Consider the following 20671-nt stretch of genomic DNA (forward strand, 5'->3'; position numbering starts at 1 on the left):
GGTGCCGAGCACGTCCGAGGCGGCGCGCAGGCCCGGGATCTGCTCGGGCGTCGGCCGGGTGGGCGTCGCGACGAGCGTGCCGTCGGCGAGCGGCACGCGCAGGCGCTCGGCCTGCGTGCCGATCGATCCCATGGGCACGTTGTGGACACAGCGGCTCTGGTATCCGGCCCGGCAGATCTCGCAGGTGTTGTCGGAAGCGAAGAATGAGCCGACGACGAAGTCGCCGACCTTGACGTTCTTCACCTCCGGGCCGGTCTCCTCGACGATGCCGACGTACTCGTGGCCCATCGGCGCGGGTCCGTCGACCGGCGCCATGCCGCGGTAGGGCCACAGATCCGACCCGCAGATGCAGGCGGCGGCGACTCGGATGACGGCGTCGGTGGGCTCGACGATCGTCGGGTCTTCGCGCTCCTCGACACGGACGTCGCCGGGGGCGTGCATGATGACTCCACGCATGGTGGTGTTCTCCTTCTTTTCGATGACTCTCTGATGGCTTTCGGATTTCGGGTCAGCGTGTGGCGGAGCCGACGGGCTCCGGCTCCGCGAGGGATGCATCCGCCGTGTCGGCCGCGGGCCCGCGGAGCAGGAGCGCCGCGTGCGCCGTGGCGGCGAGGACGGCCGAGGCGACGGTGACGATGCCGAGGGGCAGCATTGCGGCGGCTCCGGCGATGCCCACAAAGGGCGCCGAGACGCCGCCGAAGGCGAACCGTGCCGTGCCGAGCAGCGACGACGCGGTGCCGGCCATCTGCGGGTAGTCTGCCAGGGCGAGTGTCGTCGTGGGCGGGGTGATGACGGCGACGCCGCTGACCATGACCAGCAGCGAGACGATCACGGCGGCCAGCGGCAGCGCGAAGAGCCCCGCGCCGAGCAGGCCGAGCGCGCCGAATGCGCACATGGCCAGGCCGACGGCGAGCGTGCCCGCCGCGCTCCAGCGCTCGCTCGTGCGGCCGGCGAGGTATCCGAAGACCATAAACCCGGCCGAGTTCAGGCCGAACGCCAGCGCATACTGCTGCGGGGAGAGCCCGTAGATGCCCTGCAGCACATAAGTTGCCCCGCTGAGGTAGGCGAACAGGGCGGCGTTCACGAATCCCTGCACGAGTACGGCGCCGGTGAACACGCGGTTTGACAGCAGGGTGAGGAAGTCGCGTCCGGACTGCGCGAACCCGCCCGTGGTGCGGTGGTGCGGAGGCAGGGTCTCGCGGTAGGCGAGCGCGATGGCGATGAGGATCACCGCGCCGATCACCGCGAGGAACACGAACAGGCCACGCCAGTTGGTGACGGTGGCGAGCTGGCCGCCGAGGAGCGGGCCGATGATGGCAGCGAGGCCGCCGAGCACCGTCATGCGGCCGCAGTAGCGGATGAGCGCTCCGCCGGAGTAGATGTCGCGGCCGGCGGCCTGGGCGATCACGAGGCCCGCCCCGCCCGCGAGGCCCTGGACCAGGCGCGCAAGGACCAGTGTTTCGACGCTCGGGCTCACCGCGCACAGCAGCGACGCGGCGATGTAGGCGGCGACACCGGCGTAGAGCAGGGCAGAGCGTCCGAACCTGTCGGAGAGCGGGCCGGCGATGAGCTGGCCGAGTGCGAGCCCGATCAGGCACGCGGTGACGGTCAGCTGCGCCATCGAGGTCGCCGCGTCCAGTTCGATCGTCAGCGCGGGCAGCACCGGCAGGTAGAGGTCCATCGAAATCGGACCGAACACCGTCAGCACGAGCAGCAGCATCGGAAGCAGCCGCCCGAAAGGGCGCTGCGGGAGGGAAGATGAATTCGGCACCGTTCCAGTAAAAGACGTCCGGGCGCCCGGTGGGAGTTCCTGTCGAGGGGTGTACTGACAGGGCACCCCAGACCCGCTGAAGCCGACTTATCCTGACCATATGGACAATCGAGACGAGGTCCGCGAGTTCCTCATGTCGCGGCGCGCCAAGGTCACGCCCGAACAGGCCGGAATGCCCGCCGGCCCGAAGCGGCGCGTTCCCGGCCTGCGGCGCACCGAGGTCGCGATGCTCGCAGGGGTGAGCGTCGAGTACTACTCCAAGCTTGAACGCGGCGCGATCGCCGGCGCGTCCTCATCCATTCTCGACGCGGTCTCGCGGGCACTGCGTCTCGATGACACGGAGCGGGCGCACCTGTTCGACCTCGCGCGTGCCGCCGACGGCATTCCCACGTCCGGCCGTGTGCGACGCCGCGCGGCCGGTCAGGGAGCCTCCCGCCCCAGCCTGCACTGGGCGCTGGCTGCGATCACGAATGGCATCGCCTTCGTCCGTAACCAGCAGCAGGATCTGCTCGCCGCGAACGCGCTGGGCCGCGCCTTCTACTCACCCGTGATCGGCGACGGGGGCCGCACCCCGAACCTGGCCCGTTTCCAGTTCCTCGATCCGGCATCATATGAGTTCTACCCCGACTGGGACATGTTCGCGCAGATGTGCGTCGCGATCATGCGCGCCGAGGCAGGCCGCGACCCCCATGACCGCGGCCTGCAGAACCTTGTCGGCGAGCTCTCCACGCAGAGCGAAACATTTCGCAGGCTCTGGGGCGCACACGACGTGCGGACCCACGGTACCGGCACGAAGCGGTTCAACCACCCGGACGTCGGCGAGCTCGTCCTCGCCTATGAGGAACTGGCGGTCACCGCAGAACCCGGGCTGGTCCTGATGATCTACACTGCCGAACCCGGAAGCCCTTCCGCGGAACGCCTTCGGCTCCTGGCCTCCCTGGCCGCGGAGCAGGCGGTGACTGCGGCGCTGCAGCGGGACCGTCTGTACTGATGGCACGGCCCGGACACCAACGAAAGGAGCGTGCATGAGCACGCAGATGCAACCCAAGACCCCGACCATCAAGGGACCGGCCGAATGGTTTACGGGAGACGTGTACTTCAACTCCTACTACGCCGGCAGCGAGCCGTCGCGGGCACGCCTGAACCTGGTGCGCTTCACCCCCGGCGCGCACACGGCCTGGCACAAGCACGCCGTCGGGCAGACGCTGCACGTGACCGAGGGCGTCGGGTACGTGCAGACCCGCGGCGAGGAGCTCATCGAACTGCACCCCGGCGACACCGTCTACACCCCGGCAGGGGAGTGGCACTGGCACGGCGCCACGGCTGACAACTTCATGTGCCACCTGGCACTGTGGGAAGCCCCCGAGCCCGGCACCGACGAGCCGGAGACGACGTGGGGCGAGTTGCTCACCGCCGACGAATACCCGTCGAACTAAGCGGGAAGACGGAAAACATTACAGGCCCGCAGGCCCAATCCGCGCCCCGGAAGCCCGTCGGATGCGCCTTCGTGCGGGCGTTCTCGAACACCGATGTTGGCAGTGCCTCGGAACCGGTATTTTCCCGCAGCAATTCCCGTACGGTTTCCCGGCCGCCTTTCGGCGGCTTCCTCCTGGCTCAGACCCCTGAGTCGTGGCCCGGGCTTGGGGCCGGGACGGAAAACGGCTACTAGGTTGGTGCCTCCAAGGGGCTAAGTCGATTCAGACCCGGCCGGCGGAAGGTCCGGGTTTAGGTCCCCGATCCGCGGGTCCTCGGCGGTCCAGACCTGCAGCACCGCCCAGGTAACGGCGGCCAGCGGTACTGCAAGCACCGCGCCGATAATGCCGGCCAGGATGGTGCCGGCGGTGAGGGAAAACAGGATGACCAGGGCGTGCAGCTTCAGCGACCTGGCCATCACGATTGGCTGCAGCAGATGGTTTTCCAGTTGGTTGACGGCTATCACGACTGCCGCCACGACGACGGCGACAATGGGGCCCCTGGTCACCAGTGCCACCAGCACGGCCAGAATGCCGGCAAACGTGGCGCCGACCAAGGGAATGAAGGCACCCAGGAAGACGATCATGGCAAGCGGGAGGGCCAGCGGCACCTGCAGCACCAGCAGCGCGATGCCGATGGCCGTGGCGTCTATCAGCGCAATAATGGCCGTTCCGCGCACGTAGCTGCCCAGCACCTCGAGGGTCCGTTTGCCGGCACGGCGCAGCTTGGCCTTCCGCGGATCGCTGAACGGGACCAGCAGGAAGTTCCAGATCTTTGCCCCGTCTTTGAGGAAGAAGAACAGGACAATGGCCATCAGCGCCGTGCCCGCAAAAAACTCGGTGGCAACCGAAAGCCCTGTCAATGCGCTGGAACGCGCTTGGGCACTGGTGGCGAAATCGATCAGGGCCTGGCGCCCCTGCGCCAGCTGCTCCTGGTTGATTGGCAACGGCCCGTTCAGCAGGAAGGAATCCAACTGGTCCAGCCCGGACGTGGCCGCGGCAACGAGTTTATCCCACTGGCTGCGCACAGCCAGCACGATCAGAGTGCTCGTGCCTGCCAGGACCACCAGCAGGCTCAGGAAGGCAATAAGCGTCGCCGGTACGCCGGGCAAGCCTTTGCGGCGGAGCAGGTTCACAAAGGGGCCGATTGCTGCGGACAGGATCAGGGCAATCAAGACCGGGATCACCAGTAGCCGGATCTGCAGCAACCCGTAGACCGCCACGCTGGCCAGAATCAGGATCAGCAGGATCTGGGCGCAGCGGCTGCCCGCGCGTCCCAGCCCGTCCTGCCATGAACTGTCAGTGAGACCGGATGCGGGAAACCGTGAAGATGGTGCCATGTTTGATCCCTCCGTTGGCGGAAAGGCCGGACGGCCCACGCATCGCGGCTTTCCGGATCGAGATTGGCGTGTGTGGTTTGGACCGGCATCAGCGCGGTCCGAAGGCCGGATCGGATTCCATGGCTTGTTGCCGCCGGCTTCCCTGATACCCCCTCCCGCTCCTCGGTCAGCCGGATTTCGGGTCCGGTCGCAGCGGCAGAAACCCGGGCCGGAAGGCCAGTCCGGCGTGCTGTCCAGTGTAAACCTGTCCGGAGAAACCTGAATGGGCACGGAACGGCTGCGGCCCCGCTGCGGGCCTTTCGCGGCAAGGACACGAGGTCATTCCCTGCACTCGTATGCCGGGCCTGGGCCCTGAGGTGGCCATGACCCTGCGCCATTTGCTCACCTGACTGCACGCTGACGACAGCACGGCCGGTGCAGGATGAACCTACCGGGTTTTAGGTAACCTTCTCGAGTCCCAACACGCTGCCGCGGCTTTGGTACTTCGCCGGCAGCTCCTGGACAACCTCAACGAGCCCTTTGGCCCGTTGGCGCCAATGATCCCGGAGCCCCCTCGGGGGGCGGTTCAGAACGCTTCGGCGCCGGTCAATTCAGCGAGGCGGTCCATCAGCCGGTCCTGGAAGCCGGGGTCGAGGGCTTCCGGGGCAGGCGTTTGCCGTTTGCGGTGGTGCCAGTACCCGCCGCTGGCGGTTGCGGCCGGATCGTTGCTAACCGCGAGCCATGTCTGCGTGAGGTGCCCCAGTTCCAGGTCATCCGGTGCGCCGCGGCCGCCCATTTTGGTGGGGACCCATCCCGGGTCGACGGCGTGGCTGAGTACATGCGGCCAGCGGCGTGCGACCGCGAGGGCGAGCGCTGTGACATAGAGCTTGCTCTCGGAGTATGCCTGGCCGGGGTTCCAGCGCCGTTCGGTCCAGTCGATGTCGTGCAGTGAGCCGCCGGCTCCCCGGTGCAGTCCGCTGCTGAGGTAGATCAGGCGGTGAGGCCGGTCGATTAGTGCGGTGAGCAGGTAGGGCGCCAGGGTGTTCACGGCCAGGGTCCGCGCGTGCCCCTCGGGTGTCGTTGCCCGGGTCGGCTCCAGGTAGATGCCGGCGTTGTGGATGACGGCGTCCATGCGGCCGATGCTGTTCACCTGGTCGGCCAGCGCGCGGGTCTCCAGGGCACTGCCCAGATCGCCGACGACGATGCCTGCCGCATGTGCGGCGAGGTCGGCGAGGGCGGTTGCGCGACCGGGGGTCCGGGCGTGCAGGACGACGTCGTGGCCCTCGTCCAAGAGGGTGCGTGCCGCGGCGCGGCCGAGTCCGTCGGCGGAGCCGGTGATGAAGATGCGTGCCATGTTCAGTGCGCCTGCCTGATCGTTTTCATCGTGTGAGGACCCGTTCCGTGCGGAATGCTTCGTAGACGGGCAGGTCCTTGACCGCGATCCGGACGAGGTAGCCGGGAGAACCGGACGCTTTCGCGGCCGAGTACGGTCGGTTCGACATCCAGTATGACTTCGAAACCGCGTTCCAAGGCCGCAGGATCGATCGCGGGGTGGTAGCCGAGGATGACTTTGTCCGGTTCCAGGCCCTGGACTCCTGCAGGCGGGGCCCGGGAGTGAGTCGGACGCGGACACTGCGCTGCATCCGGTACCGCTGTCCTTCGACCGCGCCGGCGAAGGAAACCCGGACGTACTGCTCGAAGCTGGTTAGATAGAGCCAGACGCCGCCGAAGACCGCGAAAGCGGCCCCGCGTAACGGATGGAGACACGATGAGCATCGCCACGAGGGCGGACACACAGTCGCCTGCGCTGCACGCTGCCGACAGCCACGACCTGATCCGCGTGCAGGGCGCGCGCGAGAACAACCTCAAGGACATCAGCGTCGAGATCCCGAAGCGCCGGCTGACGGTGTTCACCGGCGTCTCCGGCTCGGGCAAGAGCTCGCTGGTGTTCGGCACGATCGCCGCGGAGTCGCAGCGGATGATCAACGAGACCTACAGCGCCTTCGTGCAGGGCTTTATGCCGACGCTGTCCCGGCCCGAGGTCGACGTCCTGGAAGGGCTGACGACGGCGATCATCGTCGACCAGGAGCGGATGGGCGCCAACCCGCGCTCCACCGTCGGCACCGCCACCGACGCCAACGCAATGCTGCGCATCCTCTTCAGCCGGCTCGGGCGGCCGCACATCGGCTCGCCCAATGCGTATTCGTTCAACATGCCTTCCGTGAAGGCCAGCGGTGCGATCACCGTCGAGCGCGGCGAGGGCAAGACGAAGGCCGAGAAGGTGACGTTCACCCGTCTGGGCGGCATGTGTCCGCGCTGCGAGGGCATGGGCTCGGTCACCGACTTCGACCTGTCTGCGCTGTACGACGACGGCAAGTCGCTCAATGAGGGCGCGCTCGCGATCCCCGGCTACAGCATGGACGGGTGGTACGGCCGCATCTTCCGTGGCTGCGGCTTCTTTGACCCGGACAAGCCGATCCGCAAGTACACCAAGAAGGAACTGCACGACCTGCTCTACAGGGAGCCGACCAAGATCAAGGTCGAAGGGATCAACCTGACGTACGAGGGGCTGATTCCGAAGATCCAGAAGTCGATGCTGTCCAAGGACGTCGACGCGCTGCAGCCGCACATCCGCGCCTTCGTGGAACGGGCGGTGACGTTCACGACCTGTCCCGACTGTGGCGGCACCCGGCTGAGCCGGGAGGCCCTGTCCTCGAAGATCCGCGGGAAGAACATCGCAGACCTCTGCTCGATGCAGATCAGCGACCTGGCCGGCTGGATCCGGGACCTCGACGAGCCGTCGGTGGCTCCGCTGCTCGCCGGGCTGCAGCACCTCCTGGACTCGTTCGCGGAGATCGGGCTGGGCTACCTCTCGCTCGACCGGCCGGTGGGCACTCTGTCCGGGGGAGAGGCACAGCGTACCAAGATGATCCGCCACCTCGGCTCCTCGCTCACCGACGTCACCTACGTCTTCGATGAGCCCACCATTGGGCTGCACCCCCATGACATTCAGCGGATGAATGACCTGCTGCTGCGGCTGCGGGACAAGGGCAACACCGTGCTCGTCGTGGAGCACAAGCCGGAGGCGATTGCGATCGCCGACCACGTCGTCGACCTCGGCCCGCGCGCCGGCAGTGGAGGCGGGGAAGTGGTGTTCGAAGGTACCGTCGAGGGGTTGCGGGCCAGCGGCACGCTCACCGGGCGGCACCTGGACGACCGCTCGGCACTCAAGGAGACGGTGCGGACGCCCAGGGGCACGCTTGGGATCCGCGGCGCCGGCACCAACAACCTGCGGGACGTCGACGTCGACATCCCGCTCGGAGTCCTGACCGTGGTCACCGGAGTGGCGGGCTCGGGCAAGAGTTCGCTGATCCACGGCTCGGTTGCCGGCCGCGAGGGCGTGGTGGTGGTTGACCAGGGCGCGATCCGCGGGTCGCGGCGGAGCAATCCGGCCACCTACACCGGCCTGCTCGATCCGATCCGCAAGGCATTCGCGAAGGCCAACGGCGTGAAGCCTGCGCTCTTCAGCTCCAACTCCGAGGGCGCCTGCCCCACCTGCAACGGCGCCGGCGTCATCTACACCGACCTGGGCGTCATGGCCACCGTCGAATCCACCTGCGAAGAGTGCGAGGGGAAGCGGTTCCAGGCGTCGGTGCTGGAGTACACGCTGGGCGGCCGGAACATCGCCGATGTGCTGGCGATGTCCGTGGCCGAGGCCGGGGAGTTCTTCGGCGCCGGCGAGGCTCGCACGCCGGCCGCCCACAAGATCCTTGACCGGCTCGCCGACGTCGGCCTCGGCTACCTCACCCTCGGCCAGCCGCTGACCACGCTGTCCGGCGGCGAGCGGCAGCGGCTCAAGCTGGCGGCCCAGATGGCCGAGAAGGGCGAGGTCTACGTCCTCGACGAGCCGACCACGGGCCTGCACCTGGCCGACGTCGAGCAGCTGCTCGGCCTGCTCGACCGGCTCGTCGACTCCGGCAAATCGGTCATCGTCATCGAGCACCACCAGGCGGTCATGGGGCACGCGGACTGGATCATCGACCTCGGTCCCGGCGCCGGCCACGACGGCGGCCGGATCGTCTTCGAAGGCACGCCCGCCGACCTCGTCGCCGCCCGTTCCACCCTCACCGGCGAGCACCTCGCGGCCTACGTCGGCACCTGACCGAGGCCACTCGCCGACACCGGGAAGCCCATGACGGCGGGGCCTGCTTCCCTCCGGCATTACGCGTCGGCGCGGTGAACACGGTGTCGTACCGGACGGAGCAAAGAATCCCGGCCCCAATGGCCCAAGCTTAACAGATTGTTTACATGGTGAGTTTAAACTCATAATATGAGTTAGCGCTTATGGCTCCCGTCACAACCCGAGCTTGTTCAAAGCCTTCGGCGTAGAAGGCCCGACCGAACGGATCACCTCATGTCCGACCTTGCGATTCTGATCAATACGGCGGTGGCCGTGCTTGCCACCGTCGTGCTGATTGTCAGGTTCAAAGTCAATCCCGTCATTTCCCTGGTCATCGGCTCCGTCTATCTCGGCCTCTCTGCCGGGCTCGGGGTCGCCAAGACGGTGGAAACGATCACCGGCGGCTTTGGCGAGATCATGGTGGAGGTAGGGCTGCTCATCGCCTTCGGCGTGCTGATGGGCTCGATCCTCAACGAGACCGGGGCCATCCGGCGCCTGGTCGAGCATTTGCTGCGCGTCTTCGGCCCCAAGCGCCTGCCGTACACCATGGGCCTGGCGGTCGGCACGCTGCTGCAGTCCATTTTCCTGGACGTGCTGCTGGTGATCTCGGCACCGCTGGCCCGCCGGCTGGCTCCGAAGATCGGCAGGCTGGGCACGGCCCGGATGGTCACGGCCATGGCGATCGCGCTCGAATGCGGCATCGTGTTCATGGTCCCCGGCGTCGCGTCGCTGGCGCTGGCGGGCCTGCTGGGCGTGCCGCTGGGCAAGATGCTGGTCTTCGGCCTGCTGCTCATTGTCCCGACCATCATCATCTCCATCGCCATCATGACCTTCCTGTTCCGCAGGGGCTTCTGGAACGAAGCGAAGGACGAGGACCACACCCTCACCAGGGAAGAGGACGAGGACCACGAGGCCCCGGCCGATGGCGGCAAACCTCTCGCCGGCCCGGCCGGCGGCCATGCCTCCCACGCCAACGGCGACGCCGCCACCGCCTCGCTGGCGCACCCGGCCCCGGCCGGCGCCGCCGTCGCCGTCGCCGAACGCGGGGACAAGCCCGCGCCGCTGCTGCTGCTGTTTGCCCCGCTGCTGGCCTGCCTGCTGCTGATCGCCTCCGGCGCCATCCTGGAAATCCTCAAGGTCGAGGTTCCCTGGCTGCAGCTGCTGGGAGAACCCGTGATGGCCCTGCTGATCGGACTGATCGGCACGGGCGTGGTGGCCCGCTTTGCCGTCGGCCAGAAGCGGGTGGAGCTGGCAATTTCGACCGGGTTCAAGGAGAGCGGCCAAATCCTGATCCTCACCGGCGTCGGCGGATCCCTGGCGGCCACCGTGGCCGCGGCGGGCCTGGGCGACATTCTGGGCGGATTCTTCTCCGCCAGCACGGTCGCGCCGCTGCTGGTGGTCTGGGGGATTGCCGCGCTGCTGCACATCGCCGTCGGCTCCGTGACGCTCTCCGCCATCACCGCAGCCGGCCTGCTGGCTCCGATCGCACCGTCCATCGGGCTGGACCCGGTCCTCATCGCCCTGGCCGCCGGGGCCGGTTCGCTGTTCATGGTCCACGTCACCAGCAACACCTTCTGGCTGCTGCAGTCGCTGCTGGGCCAAAGCGTACGCGGCGCGCTGAAGTCGGTCACGGTCGGCGTCTCCGTTGCCTCCGTCGTCGCGATCCTGTTGATCCTGCCGATGAGCCTGTTCGTCTGACCGGCCTTTCCCGGCCCCCCTGCACCATCTCAATCCAAAGGAAGAGCATGACTATGAACAACACCGCCCCGTTGGCGGGCGTCCGCGTCCTGGAACTGGGCAATTACATCGCGGCCCCCACGGCCGGGCGGCTGCTGGCTGACTTCGGGGCGGAAGTGATCAAGGTCGAACGCCCGGGCAGCGGCGATGAACTGCGGAACTGGCGCCTGTACAAGGGCACCACGTCCATGCTCTACCGCACCATCAACCGGAACAAGAAGTCGGTGGTGCTGGACCTGCGCACCGAGGCCGGCCGGCAGGCCGTGCTGGAACTGGCGGCCGAGTGCGACATCCTGCTGGAGAATTTCCGCCCGGGCACGCTGGAGAAGTGGGGGCTGGGGCCGGACGCGCTCAACGCGGCGAATCCCGACCTGGTCATCACCCGGATCTCGGCGTTCGGCCAGACCGGACCGCTGTCCGAACGGCCGGGTTTCGCCGCCGTGGCCGAGGCCTTCAGCGGCTTCCGCAACCTGGTGGGCGACCCGGACCGGGCCCCGGTCCGGGTGGGCGTCTCGATCGGGGACTCGATCGCCGGCCTGTACGCCGCCTTCGGTTCCATCATGAGCCTGTTCCAGCGTGAGGTCCGGCGGCGGACGGCGGCTTCCGCTGTCCCGCTGCCGGAGCGGATCATCGACGTGGCCTTGAACGAGGCCATGTTTTCCATGATGGAATCGCTGATCCCGGACTATGAAGCCTACGGTGTGCGCCGCGAACGGGTCGGCGGACGGATGGAAGGCATCGCCCCGTCGAATGCCTATGTCTGCAGTGACGGTGCCAGTATTGTCGTGGCCGGCAACGGGGACTCCATCTTCCAGCGCTATATGGACACCATCGGCCGCCCGGACCTGGGCACGGACCCGGGGCTGCAGACCAATGCCGGCCGCTGGGCACGGCGCGAGGAACTGGATGCGGCCATCGGCGAATGGGCGGGGACACTGACGGCGGCCGAGGCTTTGGCGGCCCTGGATGAGGCCGGGGTTCCGGCCGGCCCGATCTACACCGCCGCGGACATTGTGGCCGACAAGCAGTACCAGGCACGGCAGATGATCCAGAAGTTCGACGTATCCACCGGCGAGGAGACACTCTCCGGCGTCGGTTTCCCGGGCATCGTGCCGGTAATCGGCGGGCAGTCCCTGCCCATCCGGAACCTGGGCCCGGACCTGGGTGAGCACACCGAGGAGATCCTGGGCGGGCTGCTCAACATGGACAAGGACCGGATCAAGGCGGCCACGAGCCGCGAGGAGGCACTGGCATGAACTTCACCTTCGAACCTGCCGCCGGGTTGCGTGACGTGACGCTGCGGGACGGGCTGCAGCTGACCGGCAAGCTGCTCCCGACCGAACGCAAGGTCGAAACCGTCCGCGAACTGCTGCGCCTGGGCGTGCCGGAGATCGAACTCGGATCGATGGCCCGGGCGGACCTGGTGCCGCCGATGGCGAACACCTTGGAGGTCGTCCAGGCCCTGTCCCCGGAGGAACTGCAGAAGTGCTGGATCTGGGTGGCCACCCCGGGCCACGTGGCCAAGGCCGCCGCCGCCGGCGCCCGGAATTTCCAGTACTGCCTCTCCGCATCGGAATCCCACAACCAGGCCAACATCGGCCGCAGTACCGAAGCCAGCCTGGCGGCACTGCCGCAGGCGGTCCGCTACGCGCAGGAGGCCGGGGGCCGGATCCAGCTGTGCATCGCCACCTCCTTCACCTGCCCCTTCGAGGGCATCGTGCCCGAAGAGCGCGTGCTGGCCATCGCCAACGACCCGCGGACCGGGGGAACCTGCGACATCGTCATCTGCGACACCCTGGGCCAGGCGGTGCCGGCCCAGGTTTCCGGCCTGATCCGACGCGTCCGCGACGAAAGCCCGGAACGGAGGATCGTCTACCACGGCCACGACACCTGGGGCCTCGGTGTCGCCAACACGCTGGCGGCCATCAGTGCCGGCGCCTCGGCCGTGGACGGCGCGCTGGGCGGGCTGGGCGGCTGTCCGTTCGCCCCCGGTGCCAGCGGCAATACCGCCACCGAGGACATCCTCTTCGCCACCCGCCCGGACTGGCTCACCCCGGAGACGTTCGCGGGCCTGGTCAATGTCTCCGAAAAGCTGCTGGCGGAACTGGGTGAGCCCAACCGGTCCAAGGCCGCCCAAGGCTCCCGGTCCAAAGCGGAGGCTTTCGACTGGGTCATCGCCTCGGACACCGTTCCGGCCTGCGAAGGGAGCCTGTGAAGATGGGGAGCCGGTTCCTGGTCACCACGCCCATCCCGGATCCGGGACTCCCGCTGCTCCGGCAGGCGGGGGACGTCACGGTCCTGCCCGAACCGCCGGACTACGAGGCTCTGGCCGCGCTGTGCGCCTCCGGCGATTTCGACGTCGTCCTCACCCAGCTGCGGGATGTGATCGATGCCCCCTTGCTGGCCCGGGCCCGGATCCGGGGCGTGTCAAACTTTGCGGTGGGGTACAACAACATCGACGTGGACGCTGCCACGGCCGGCGGCATCATGGTCGGCAACACCCCCGGAGTGCTCACGGACGCGACGGCCGACATTGCCCTGCTGCTCATCCTCGGCACGGCCCGGCGCGTGGTCGAGGCGGACCGGCTGGTCCGCGAGGGACGGTTCCACGGGTGGGAGCCGGAACTGATGCTGGGCCACGACGTCTCCGGCCGCGTGCTGGGACTGGCCGGCTTCGGCCGCATCGCCCGCGCCGTGGCCCGCAGGGCCCTGGGCTTCGGCATGGAGGTCGTCTTCTCGCCCCGGCCGCCGGGGGACCGGCCGGTGGGCGAGGGGGAACTGGGCGAATTCGCCGGCCGGGTCCGGCAGGTGCCGTGGGAGGAGCTGGTCGAACGCAGCGATTTCCTGTCCCTGCACGTCCCGCTCACGGACCAGACACGGCACCTGGTCGATGCCGCAATACTGAAGCGGATGAAGGCGGATGCCATCCTCATCAACACTGCGCGCGGACCGGTCGTGGACGAAGCCGCACTGGTGCAGGCCCTGGCAAACGGGGAGATCGCCGGCGCGGGCCTGGATGTCTTCGAGGACGAACCGCGGCTGGCGCCAGGGCTTGCGGACCTGCCGAACACCGTGCTGCTGCCGCATGTCGGCAGCGCCACGGTGCCGGTGCGCAGCGAAATGGCGCGGCTGAGCGCCCTGAACGCGATCGCAATCGCCGAGGGCCGGATGCCGGCACACGCCGTGAACCCGGAGGCGTGGGCATGAGCATCCTGATTGCCCCCGACAGCTTCAAGGGCACCTATTCGGCGGCCGACGTCGCGGCCGCCGTGGCCGCCGGCGTCGGCGAGGCCGGCGGGCGGGCGGTCCGGCTGCCCGTGGCCGACGGCGGCGAAGGCACCTTCGACGCCCTCTGCCGGGGCCTGGACGCCGTCCCGGTTTCGGTGGACACGCAAAATCCGTGGGGCAGCCCCGTCCGGGCCGTCATCGGGATTGCCGGCGATACCGCCGTCGTCGAACTGGCCCAGGCCAGCGGCATCACGGTGCCGCACGACGGCTACCGCGACCCGGTGAGGGCCGACACCTACGGCACCGGAATGATGATCGCCGCCGCGGCCGGGCTCGGGGCGCGGAAGATCCTGGTGGCCGCGGGCGGCTCGGCCACCACCGACGGCGGTCTCGGCGCCGTCCGGGCGATCGAGGACGCCGGCGGCCTGCGCGGGGCCAGTCTCATGGTGCTCTCCGATGTGACAACGACGTTCCTGGGCGCGGCCGAGGTCTTCGGGCCGCAGAAGGGCGCGGATCCGGAGACCGTGAAGCTCCTCGGGGACAGGCTCGCCCGGCTGGCCGCCGGCTACCCGCGCAACCCCCTGGGCATCCCGCGCACCGGGGCGGCCGGGGGGTTCGCCGGCGGGCTGTGGGCCCACTACGGCGCCGAACTGGTCTCGGGCGCCGACGTCGTGCTCGACGCGGTGGGCTTTGACGGGCACCTGGACGATGCCCGGGCCGTGGTTGTGGGGGAGGGGCGGTTGGACTCACAGACCGGCCAGGGCAAGATTATCTCCGCCATCCTGCGGAGGATCCGGCAGTCGGGACGCACCATACCGGTCTTCGCCGCCGTCGGCTCCGTGGCGGCAGACCTGGGCGGTTACCGGGACAACTTCGCCGATGTCTTCATCACCCCGGATCCGGCCGCCATGCGTGCCGCCGGGACCGCAATTGCCGTCCGCACGGGCGCGAAAGCGTCCCCCGGTCCCAAGTCCGTGCCGGGACCCCTCCCGTGATCGTCAGGACTTGGCCTCGCTGGGGAACCGGCCGCCGATAAGCCTGGTCATGCGTTCGGCGGTCTGCAGCAGGGTCTCCACCCAGCCTTCGCAGACCTCGCGGGGCATCCGCAGGGTCGGACCGCTGATGGTCACGGCAGCAACCAGGCCGCCGGCCGAGTCGAACACGGGGGCGGACAGGCCGGAGGAACCATCCTCGCGCTCACCCGTGGTGATGGCGAAACCGTCCACCCGGGTCTGCTTGACGACGCTTTCCAGATCCTCGGAACTGGTGATCGTGGCTTCGGTGATGGATTCGAGCGGGGTGCGCAGGACTTCGTCGAGCAGGTCCTGGTCCCAGGCGAGCAGGACCCGTCCGGCGGATCCGGCGTGCAGGGGCAGGATCTTGCCCAGGTGCATCTCGCGTCTGAGCATGTGGCGGGTCTCGGCGATGGCCACGCACACCCGGTACCTCTGCTCGGCCCGGAACAGGCAGGCCGTCTCGCCCGTCGTGTCCCGCAGCTCCTTCAGCAGGGGGCTGATGACGTCGAGGATTTCCTTCCCGCGGGTCGCCGGAGCCGCCCAGTAGGCCATCTTCAGGCCTATCCGGTACGCATCTTCCTCACGGTCCAGGAAGCCCTGGGCGGTCAGGTTGGTGACCAGCCGTTGGACGGTTGAGGTCGGCATGCCCGTGGCCTCACGAATATCGCCCAGGGTAAGGACGGGGCGGGTCAGGGAAAACGCATCCAGGATCGAGCTGATTTTTCCGAGCACGAGCAGCGCGTTGTTCGATTTCGCTTGTGGTTCCACCCTTGGCATATTGTTCACGCTAATCCGTGGCGGCAGGGCAGTCCACTCGGCGTCAACGAGAAGTCCCAGGTCCTGGCCCGGTCCCGGCCGGCCGAGCCACCGGCGCTTCCGCATGCACTTCACTTGGGCCCGTTCGTCCTGGAACGGGAACCCCCGCACCCTCTCCTGGACCAAGACTGCGGAGCAGATCTTCGAATCCTTGGGATTTCGCCGCCTCCCAAGGCATTTCCGTTGCATCTACTGCCGTTGCCGCGGCGGGGAGCCTCGTGCCGTCCCGAGGCCGGACGGGATCAGGGTGCCAGGGGGAGGGTGGCGTACACTATGGTCCGCCAGAAGAACCTGTCCTTGGGGTCGGCGGCTTTGTTCAGCCCGCGAAGTGCCCCAACGTTGAGTGCCTGCCGGGCGGTTGGCTTGAGCTTCATCAGCTGCACCGCGGCCAGGTTCAGGCCCACCGGGTTCTCGTTGGCCGGCCGGCCGGAGGCCACGGAATCGAAGAGGTTCGCCAGGGGCGAGTTCGCGCCGGCGTCCCTGCGGACCTTCTCGGCGATTTTCCCGCAGGCCTCCCTGGTCTCCAGGCTGAGGACCTGCCGGTTGACGGTGGCAGGGGTATTGCCGGTGGCGTCGAGGAGGTCGACGGCCCGGTCCGCGTAATTGCGGGCCCTCTCCATTCTGTTGGTTATCCGTCCCATGGAGGCCTCGACCTTGGTGTTGGAAACCGTCCAGTTGACCCTGTAGTTTCCTGCGCGGAAGAGGGTGTGCAGGAACCACAGGGCGTAGAAGGGTTTGGGCTCCGGACAGTCCTTGACCTCGATGAGGATTTCGCCGGTGGCAGGGTCCTGCCCCACCCTTTCGGCGACGCAGCCGTTTTCCTCCAGGGCCTGCCGTGCCACCCTGAGCTCTTCGTTCACCAGGGCGACGGCGGAGTCGGACTCGGGAAGGGCTGCCAGTGCGGCCCGGCCGGGCTCCGGAGGCTTGTCAGGTTCAGTGGGCTTGGCCAAGGCTGTTCACCTCCTGCCTAGGGGATCTGCTGAACATAGTCCGCCTGACACTTGGAGCCGTCAAGAAAAAGTACCGGGATGGAAACTGTCCCTGCAGGCAGACAGGCCCGCCCGCATGGTCAGGTGTCGGACGGGAGGTTGGCCGGTCACGGGGCTTAGCCTGATGGACGTAGCCATTGTTTGGGTCCGAGGTGAGGTGTCCATGTTTGCCGGCCTGTGCGCCTTCCCGATCACGCCCGTGACCGCCACGGGTACCGATGACCAGGCACTGGCCGGGCTCGTCCGGCGGATTTCGACGGCGGGAGCCGACTCCATTGGAATCCTCGGCTCCACCGGCGGCTACGCCTACCTGCCGCGCAAGGAGCGGGCCCGGATCATCAGGACCGCGGTCGACGCCGCGGGCGCGGTGCCGGTGGTCGCCGGGATAGGGGCCCTGACCACCGATGAGGTGCTCCGGCTGGCCGAGGATGCCCAGCAGGCCGGGGCCTCGGGAGTGCTGCTGGCCCCGATGACCTACCAGCCGCTCACCGCCGGGGAAGTCTACGGGCTCTATGCAGACACGGTCCGCGAGCTCTCGGTCCCGCTGTGCGTCTACGATAACCCGGGCACCACCGGGTTCCACTTCGCGGACGAGCTGCACGCCCGCATTGCGCACCTGCCGCAGGTGGCTTCGATCAAGATTCCCGCGGTTCCGCTGGACGAGGCCGCGGCCGCCGAACGCATCAGCCGCCTGCGCCGGCTGGTGCCCGTTGACGTCACGCTTGGCATCAGCGGAGACTGGTCCGCCGCCACCGCACTCAATTCCGGATGCGCCGGCTGGTACTCGGTGGTCGGCGGGCTGTTTCCCGACGCCGCGCTCCGGATCACCTGGGCCGCCCGGGACGGACGGCCCGGCGACGCCCGTGCGGCCTCGGAGCAGCTGGAGCCGTTGTGGGCACTGTTTCGCCGTTATGGCAGCCTCCGCGTCATCTCGGCCGCCGCCGAGATCGCCGGGCTTGTCCGGCAGGCCTGGCTGCCCCGCCCGCTCCTGCCACTTGACCCTGGCGCCCGGCACGACGTCGAACACGCTCTCGCCATCGCGGGACTGCATCCCCGGGCCTGATTTCCCACGAGGGCAGGCCGTTGCATTTCCCGCCGGAGGGCCCCGGCCCGGGGTGGTCTGCATTCGCGGCTCGTTTACGGCTGTCGTCCGGTGTCCGCCTCGGTCCGGTCGATTTTCCGGTGGAAATGCATGCCCGCCTTGCCTCCCAGTACGGCCGCAGCCAGCGCGACGACCGCCGCGATGATCTCGGTGACGAGCCCGCCTGTGGTGAGCCTTCCCTCATGGATCGGGACGCCTGGGAAGTTGTTGAGACGGGCCAGGACATCAAACTGCGCCCCCGCGAAGGCTCCGAGGCCGGTGATGACGGCGGCCATGAAGGCGGCCCACAACCATACGCCCACTCCCTGCTTGGCCCCGTCATAGCGCGCCATCCGGCCCGCGACGTAGCCGCCGCTGAAGTAAGCGAGGAACAACACGACTGCCAGGACGACGGCGCCGGTGATACTGACCGTTCGCAGGTCCTGCGCTGCCTGTTCAGCGAGGCGGGCAGGGTCGATGTCCTCGGCAACGCCGAAGGCCGTCCCCAGGGTGGCCACGAGCGCAGCAAGCAGAACCGAGATTCCGGTGGCTGTCACCCAGCCGAAGAAAGCGGAACCGAGCTTCAGCCCGACCGGCCTGCGCCGTTTCCGGACGGTTGTGCCCTCCCGGCGGTAGCCCGGGCTGCCGGCTCCTGCAGCATTGGCACTCACGGCATTTCTCCTTCGGTAGTGCAATCGTGCGGATCCACACGCGCTGTGTTCAAAACTTCGCGCAGTGGTTTAGGGGTATTGGGGGCATGCCGGCCGGCGGTAGACGTTTTCGTACCCGCGCCCGTCCGGTACGGCAGTGGGAATTGCTCCGAGGCTTCATCGCAGCACGGCACGGTGGTATTGCCCGGGACAGCGGCAGGGACGACATGGCGACACCTGATATGGGCGCGTTTGGATCATGAGTTTTACCACGGGCATCCGTCCCATAACGACCGGTCAGCCCGTGGCCAAGACCTCGCCGGCCACCTGTTCCAGGATCCTGGCCGTCGGTGTCCCCAGCAAAAGCGGCTCCATTACATCCGGGTCGTTCCACACCTGGCTGCGCAGCCGCTCCAAAAACGCATTCGCGGCGTCCCTCGTGTCGAAATCAAGGTGTACGACCACATAGTTCCCGTCATCTGCATCCCTGAATACCCGGAAAGACCGGGCACCCGAGGCGGCCCGGCCTGCGGGATCCCGGTCGAACATCCTCTTCCACTCGGCGTAGTCGCGGACTTGATAGCCTGCCTGCAGAGTGAACATCCTTGTTCCTTCCCTCATCCTTGTTTCAGGACCACGATAGGCCGTGCAGGATCATTCAGATAGGGCTTGAGGATTGTCTGTGCCTTGCCGTTGCGCCGGAAGGTCCGGCCCGCACGCCAGGACCGGGTCGTATGCGGCGGAGAGCCTGTGCTTGAGTGGAACTTTCGTGTGAATGTTGTCCACATCCGGAGCGTTACCCCCGGTCTTTCGTGTTCGGAGATTTCTGATCGGGAACACCGCGTCCTTCCAATGTGCCGGCAGAATTGGCATGAAAGACCCGCAAGCAGGGCCGGCACCGTAGCCGCAAGGCGCGCCGGTATGGCACCCTTCCGATATGCCGTTCTATCTCGATTACACGGTCCATGGCATCGCCGAGGTCCGCTCCGCCGTGCCGGGGGAGACAGTCGACGAGGCCACGACAGCCGCCACCGGCATGATCTGGGAGGCAGGCTGCCAGGCAGGAGCGGTGCGCTGGTGCGCCGAGCCCAACGAGGAGCCCGGCACCGGCGACGTTGTGGCCACCTACGAGGAGGCCACCGGCTGGTCCACCAGCCAGTCCGGACCAAACCGGCAGCCGAACCCGGCCGAATGGAACCTTCCCGACTAGGTCCTGTCCTGTGGATCATCGCAGCCACGGGATGGCCGCGGGAGGATGAGGTCGGACCGGCAGCAGGCGGCGCGCCGGGCGGCCTGCTGCCGGAGCGTTCGGACACCGGACGAAGGGGTTCGGTCCTTCCGGACCCTGGGTCAGTTCGCCCCTGCCAACCGCCCGACAGCCGGACCGTTCAATACCTGGGTTGGCGGTGCGCGGCGGGTGAGGCCGGGGCCCCTGCGTGACGTCTTAGCCGGTGTGCCGCCCCTTGAGCTTGTCCAGGAGGCGGTCGACCATGCCGACGCCCGGTCCAACCGTCTTGTGGAACAGTTCCGAGTGCGGCGCGTGGGGATGCGGCCTGGTCGGAGCCAGCTTCTTGGCCTTCTCCACTTTTTCGCCCATGTCAACGAGTTTTTCCCCGGGGATGTGAGCCCGTAGCTGCGGGAACTGATTGGATTCCTCGTCACTGGCGTGGTGGCGTAACTGCGCCTCCAGCTGCCGGACCAGTTCCATGAATCGCGGATCAGCAGCGTCGACGTCCTCCATCTGCTTCATCACCTGGACGATCTCTTCATGCTCCTGCTTGTCGTGCTTGACCACTTCGGGGCCGTTCGGCACGTGCTCTTTGATGGCGGGGTAGACGTACATCTCCTCGGCGACGGCATGACGCATCACTTCTGCGATCACGGTATCGGCCAGGTCCTTGCGCTGGCCCGTATCCGGTGTGCCCTCGATCTGGCCGAGCAGCTCAAGCATTTCCTTGTGGTCAGTGGTGAGGATGTCAATGACATCCGTGCCTGCCTGACCAGAATAGTTCTCGGTCATGAGACGTCCCTCCTCGGGGTCGTTGTTCCCTGAACGAAAGTACGAAGGTCCCAGCACCGACCGCTGTCCTCAACCTTCCCGGCGTTGAACAGCGTGCTGAGTAAAGACGACTCTAAGGCACGCGGGAACCGATCAACAGGCCTCGCAGGCTTTTGGCGCAACTTCCGACACGACGGCGTCCGCCGGTCTCGAAGCCAAGGTGGACGACCACCTGGTTCCCGTCGTCTGCATCCCATAATCCCCACGGAGCCTGCCGTGACCGTGACGGCGCCGGGGCGTAGCCTCGAAGAGGGGCATACGAGTCGGGAGTGGCCCATGGACCTGAAGGAAGCTGCGGCCGCCGAGGCCAGGGAACACCTGGCCGACGCCCTGGCCGCAGTGGAAGAGGCATG

At 67.8% G+C, this 20671-nt stretch carries 19 protein-coding genes; 10 read left to right on the top strand and 9 right to left on the bottom strand.

All coding sequences use genetic code 11. From position 1 onward, the window contains the following. The coding region (locus ACFQ36_RS10850; RefSeq protein WP_377013473.1) for an alcohol dehydrogenase catalytic domain-containing protein at window positions 1-456 on the bottom strand (456 nt) is incomplete at its 3' end. Window positions 457-508: 52 nt separating this feature from the next. Then, window positions 509-1720: a multidrug effflux MFS transporter gene (locus ACFQ36_RS10855; protein WP_377013505.1), complete on the bottom strand. Its 1212-nt coding sequence runs from the start codon at window positions 1718-1720 to the stop codon at window positions 509-511. 151 nt (window positions 1721-1871) lie between these two features. Here ACFQ36_RS10855 and ACFQ36_RS10860 point away from each other — a divergent pair, with 151 nt between their 5' ends. Both ACFQ36_RS10860 and ACFQ36_RS10865 read left to right on the top strand, forming a co-directional pair. Further along, window positions 1872-2762 carry a helix-turn-helix domain-containing protein gene (locus ACFQ36_RS10860; RefSeq protein ID WP_377013475.1) on the top strand — a complete coding sequence of 297 codons (891 nt, stop codon included), beginning with the start codon at window positions 1872-1874 and terminating at the stop codon, window positions 2760-2762. Window positions 2763-2796: 34 nt separating this feature from the next. Then, complete coding sequence (locus ACFQ36_RS10865; RefSeq protein ID WP_377013477.1) at window positions 2797-3207, top strand: cupin domain-containing protein; 411 nt, start codon at window positions 2797-2799, stop codon at window positions 3205-3207. 251 nt (window positions 3208-3458) lie between these two features. Here ACFQ36_RS10865 and ACFQ36_RS10870 read toward each other — a convergent pair whose 3' ends face one another. Both ACFQ36_RS10870 and ACFQ36_RS10875 read right to left on the bottom strand, forming a co-directional pair. After that, window positions 3459-4583, bottom strand: a complete 1125-nt coding sequence (locus ACFQ36_RS10870) for an AI-2E family transporter (protein ID WP_377013479.1) — start codon at window positions 4581-4583, stop codon at window positions 3459-3461. A gap of 565 nt (window positions 4584-5148) precedes the next feature. Continuing rightward, the gene (locus tag ACFQ36_RS10875) at window positions 5149-5916 is read right to left on the bottom strand and encodes an SDR family NAD(P)-dependent oxidoreductase (RefSeq protein ID WP_377013481.1); all 768 of its coding nucleotides are present in this window, start codon (window positions 5914-5916) and stop codon (window positions 5149-5151) included. A 414-nt stretch (window positions 5917-6330) separates the two neighbouring features. On the opposite strand from ACFQ36_RS10875, the gene ACFQ36_RS10880 reads away from it, so the two are divergent. From ACFQ36_RS10880 to ACFQ36_RS10905, 6 genes are all read left to right on the top strand, one after another. Then, the gene (locus tag ACFQ36_RS10880; protein WP_377013483.1) at window positions 6331-8724 is read left to right on the top strand and encodes an ATP-binding cassette domain-containing protein; all 2394 of its coding nucleotides are present in this window, start codon (window positions 6331-6333) and stop codon (window positions 8722-8724) included. A gap of 252 nt (window positions 8725-8976) precedes the next feature. Next, window positions 8977-10440, top strand: coding sequence for a GntP family permease (locus ACFQ36_RS10885; RefSeq protein ID WP_377013485.1), 1464 nt, complete (start codon window positions 8977-8979; stop codon window positions 10438-10440). 47 nt (window positions 10441-10487) lie between these two features. Beyond that, a complete protein-coding gene (locus ACFQ36_RS10890) occupies window positions 10488-11735 on the top strand; it encodes a CaiB/BaiF CoA transferase family protein (RefSeq protein WP_377013487.1) in 1248 nt (415 codons plus the stop codon). Continuing rightward, complete coding sequence (locus ACFQ36_RS10895) at window positions 11732-12694, top strand: hydroxymethylglutaryl-CoA lyase (protein ID WP_377013489.1); 963 nt, start codon at window positions 11732-11734, stop codon at window positions 12692-12694. Before ACFQ36_RS10890 ends, ACFQ36_RS10895 begins: the two co-directional genes overlap by 4 nt. Before the next feature lie 2 nt (window positions 12695-12696). Beyond that, a complete protein-coding gene (locus ACFQ36_RS10900; protein WP_377013507.1) occupies window positions 12697-13686 on the top strand; it encodes a 2-hydroxyacid dehydrogenase in 990 nt (329 codons plus the stop codon). Next, a complete protein-coding gene (locus ACFQ36_RS10905; RefSeq protein ID WP_377013491.1) occupies window positions 13683-14702 on the top strand; it encodes a glycerate kinase in 1020 nt (339 codons plus the stop codon). Before ACFQ36_RS10900 ends, ACFQ36_RS10905 begins: the two co-directional genes overlap by 4 nt. Window positions 14703-14705: 3 nt before the next feature. Here ACFQ36_RS10905 and ACFQ36_RS10910 read toward each other — a convergent pair whose 3' ends face one another. After that, window positions 14706-15500 (bottom strand): IclR family transcriptional regulator, encoded by a 795-nt coding sequence (locus ACFQ36_RS10910; RefSeq protein ID WP_377013509.1) that lies wholly within the window; start codon window positions 15498-15500, stop codon window positions 14706-14708. Window positions 15501-15781: 281 nt separating this feature from the next. Then, the gene (locus tag ACFQ36_RS10915) at window positions 15782-16489 is read right to left on the bottom strand and encodes a hypothetical protein (protein ID WP_377013493.1); all 708 of its coding nucleotides are present in this window, start codon (window positions 16487-16489) and stop codon (window positions 15782-15784) included. Window positions 16490-16691: 202 nt separating this feature from the next. On the opposite strand from ACFQ36_RS10915, the gene ACFQ36_RS10920 reads away from it, so the two are divergent. Further along, window positions 16692-17591 (top strand): dihydrodipicolinate synthase family protein, encoded by a 900-nt coding sequence (locus ACFQ36_RS10920; RefSeq protein ID WP_377013495.1) that lies wholly within the window; start codon window positions 16692-16694, stop codon window positions 17589-17591. Window positions 17592-17665: 74 nt separating this feature from the next. On the opposite strand, the gene ACFQ36_RS10925 is transcribed toward ACFQ36_RS10920, so the two are convergent. Together ACFQ36_RS10925 and ACFQ36_RS10930 are read right to left on the bottom strand one after the other, a co-directional pair. Further along, window positions 17666-18280, bottom strand: coding sequence for a hypothetical protein (locus ACFQ36_RS10925; protein WP_377013497.1), 615 nt, complete (start codon window positions 18278-18280; stop codon window positions 17666-17668). Window positions 18281-18556: 276 nt separating this feature from the next. Continuing rightward, complete coding sequence (locus tag ACFQ36_RS10930; RefSeq protein WP_377013499.1) at window positions 18557-18862, bottom strand: putative quinol monooxygenase; 306 nt, start codon at window positions 18860-18862, stop codon at window positions 18557-18559. Between the two features lie 334 nt (window positions 18863-19196). On the opposite strand from ACFQ36_RS10930, the gene ACFQ36_RS10935 reads away from it, so the two are divergent. Then, on the top strand, window positions 19197-19469 hold the full coding sequence (locus tag ACFQ36_RS10935) for a hypothetical protein (RefSeq protein ID WP_377013501.1): 273 nt from the start codon (window positions 19197-19199) through the stop codon (window positions 19467-19469). A 234-nt stretch (window positions 19470-19703) separates the two neighbouring features. On the opposite strand, the gene ACFQ36_RS10940 is transcribed toward ACFQ36_RS10935, so the two are convergent. Further along, on the bottom strand, window positions 19704-20279 hold the full coding sequence (locus ACFQ36_RS10940; RefSeq protein ID WP_377013503.1) for a hemerythrin domain-containing protein: 576 nt from the start codon (window positions 20277-20279) through the stop codon (window positions 19704-19706). Window positions 20280-20671 lie beyond the last annotated feature (392 nt).

Source organism: Arthrobacter sp. GCM10027362 (genome assembly GCF_042679445.1).
In the GTDB taxonomy this organism is placed as follows: Bacteria; Actinomycetota; Actinomycetes; order Actinomycetales; family Micrococcaceae; genus Crystallibacter.